Annotated in this window: 1 protein-coding gene; it reads right to left on the bottom strand. The window is 64.4% G+C overall.

All coding sequences use genetic code 11. The features are described 5' to 3' along the window. A partial coding sequence (locus HWE17_RS28340; protein WP_176391100.1) for a non-ribosomal peptide synthetase occupies positions 1 to 2984 on the bottom strand: 2984 nt, incomplete at both ends.

The raw sequence follows: 2984 nt of genomic DNA, 5'->3' as shown, positions 1-2984 counted from the left end.
AGCCCGGCTCGGCCTGCACACTGAGCTGCACGGTCAGCATGAAGTCGTCGCCGAAGTCGTCCACCGACAGCGTGACCGGATAATTATTGCGTTCCTCCGTGCTCAGGGTCTGGATGCCGCGCCATGCCGCATCGCCGCCGCCCGTCTGGCCGGGGGCCGTATGCCGATAGTTCAACAGCGACGTAAACAGCGGCGAAGGCGCTTCGATGCTGCTGCAGCGCTGCGCCAGCGCCAGCGGCGCGTGCTCATGGTGGACCAGCCGGGTCAGCAACTCGTGGGTGCGCCGCACGCTCTGCGCCACCTCCTGCTGCCCCACCGCCAAACGGATCGGCAGCGTGTTGATGAACACGCCAGGAACCTGGGCTACCTTCTCCCCACCGCGCATGCGGCCAAACAGCACCGTGCCGAACACCACGTCGCGGTGGCCGGTCAGGCGCGAGAGCACCTGTGCCCACGCCAGATGGATCAGACTGGCGGCACTCACCCGCAGCCGGCTCGCTTCATGACGCAGCTTACCCGCCAGTTCTGCGCCGATGATCTGGGTCGCTTCGCGTACGTCCCTGCCATTCCCCTGCACATCGGCCAGGCCGAAGGGGATGGTCGGTTCGTCGATATCAGCCAGCATCTCGCGGAAGAAAGCCTCATGTTCGTTGCGGCTGACGCCAAGGCGCGCCTGCGCCACGAACTGGCGGAACGGTACCGGCGACGGCAACCGCGATGCCTCGTTCGCGAGGATGGCCCGGATTTCGCCGATGATGATTTCCAGCGTCGCATGGTCGGAGACAAGGTGGTGCTGGATGATTTTCAACAACCACCGCCCGTTCACGGGGTCGTGGGCCACGAAGGCATGCGTCAGCGGCGCCTGCCGCACGTCGATACGGTAATGCGCCGGATCGTAACGCGCGTCCATCTGTGCGGCGATATCGCCATCCAGGGGGGCAAAGTTGACGTCGACGATCAACGCCGGCGCATCGCGCCATACCACCTGCACAGGCTCCCTCAGACCCTCCCATGCCACGCTGGTACGCAGTACATCATGCCGTGCAATGACCTGCTGCAGCGCCGCAACGAAGGCATCGAGCGTGGCGCGCCCATCGAAGGCCAGCAGCATCGGCAGCAGGTACACATCGCCCTGCTGCTGCAGCAGGTGGTGGAACAAAATTCCTTCCTGCAGCGGACCGAGCGGATAGATATCCTGGATATTAGCCGCGCCGCCCGGCACTGCCATGACGATACCATCGATTTCCTGCTGGCTTAGCTCGACCAGCGGCAACAGCTCCGGTCCGATAGCCTGGCAGCCGGCGGGAATCAGGTTGGGCAGCACCTCGACGGTTTGCTCACGGCACCCCAGCGTGTCCACCACATCGGCAATCGTCGGCATGCTGAACAGCGCGCCCACCGTTGTGACCAGACCGGCTTCGCGCATCCGGTCGATCAGGCCGATTGCCAGCAGCGAGTGCCCTCCAAGCTCGAAGAAATTGTCGTGTATGCCAACCCGCTCCACCTGGAGCATATCGGCCCAGATCTCCGCCATCGTGTGCTCCGCGTCATTGCGCGGCGCCACATAGGCCGGCTGCCACAGTCCGGCGTCCGGCGCCGGCAGGGCCCTGGCGTCGACCTTGCCGTTCGGCGTCAGTGGCAGCGCGGCGAGTACCACCCAGGCCGATGGCACCATGTAGTCGGGCATGAGCTGCTTCAGATAAGCTTTCAGTTCGGCCGCCAGCGACTGATCCGGCTCTACGCCGTCCTTCGGCGTTAAATAGGCGACCAGACGCTTCTCGCCGCTACTGCTGTCGCGCGCCACCACCGCCGCGATGCCGACGGCTTCATGCTCCGCCAACTGGCTCTCGATCTCGCCCAGTTCGATGCGGAAGCCGCGGATCTTGACCTGGCCGTCCGCGCGTCCCAGGAACTCCAAGTTATCATCGGCAAGGTAGCGCACCAGGTCGCCCGTCTTGTACAGCCGGCTGCTGCTCTGGCGCCGATGGGCATCATGAAAGGGATTGACCACGAACCGTTCCGCCGTCAGGTCCGGGCGATGCAGGTAACCCCGCGCCAGTCCCACGCCGCCGACATACAGTTCGCCCGGTGCGCCGGCCGGCACCAGACTCATTGCCGGCCCCAGCACATACAGACTGTAGTTTTCAATCGGCTTGCCGATATTGCTCACGCCCTCGACCAGTTGGACCACCGTCGTGTCGACCGTGCATTCGGTCGGACCGTAGACGTTATGCAGGGCAATGCGGACATTGTCGGCACGCTTGTACCATTCCGCAATCATCGCCCGGTTGACCTGTTCGCCGCCTATACTGATCTGGCGTATGCACGGCGCCGGAACCGCGCGGCTGTCCTTGGCCAGTTCGTGCCAGTAGGCCGTCGGCAGGCACAGGATGTTGATATCGAGCGCAGCGCAGCGCTCCCAGAACTGCTCGGGCGACTGCGGCCAGCTGTCCGTACGCAGCACCAGCCGCGAGCCATTGCACAGCGCGCCGAAGATTTCGGCAATCGACACATCGAAATTAATCGTGGAGAACTGCAGTATGCTCTCCGCGCCGGTCAGGTCAAGCCGTCGGCGGATCGACCGGGCCAGATTCACCAAACTCGCATGCTCGATCATGACCCCTTTGGGATTGCCGGTCGAGCCGGAAGTGTAAATGATATAGGCTAGACTGCACGAGTCCAGACCGATGGCGGGTGGCGCGACATTGCCGGCGCCTTGCGCCGTCAACTGATCCTGGACCGCCTCGTCATCGAGGCACAGCGCCAGCGCCGCATCCACCACCCTGCGTTCCACTAGCGCGCGCTGGGTGAGCACGGTGCCAAGCCTTGCGTCGGCGACCATGTAAGCCAGCCGCGCCTCGGGATACGCCGGGTCCAGTGGCACATAGGCACCGCCGGCCTTGAGGATGCCCAGCATCGCGACAATCATGTCCAGCGAGCGGTCGATGCAGATGCCGACCAGGCTATCCGGCAGCACACCGCGC

Origin of the sequence: Janthinobacterium sp. BJB401 (assembly GCF_013372745.1) — a bacterium.
GTDB classification, from domain to species: Bacteria; Pseudomonadota; Gammaproteobacteria; order Burkholderiales; family Burkholderiaceae_D; genus Janthinobacterium; species Janthinobacterium rivuli.
Note: the sequence above shows the minus strand (reverse complement) of the source record. Positions and strands in the feature narration are given on the sequence as shown.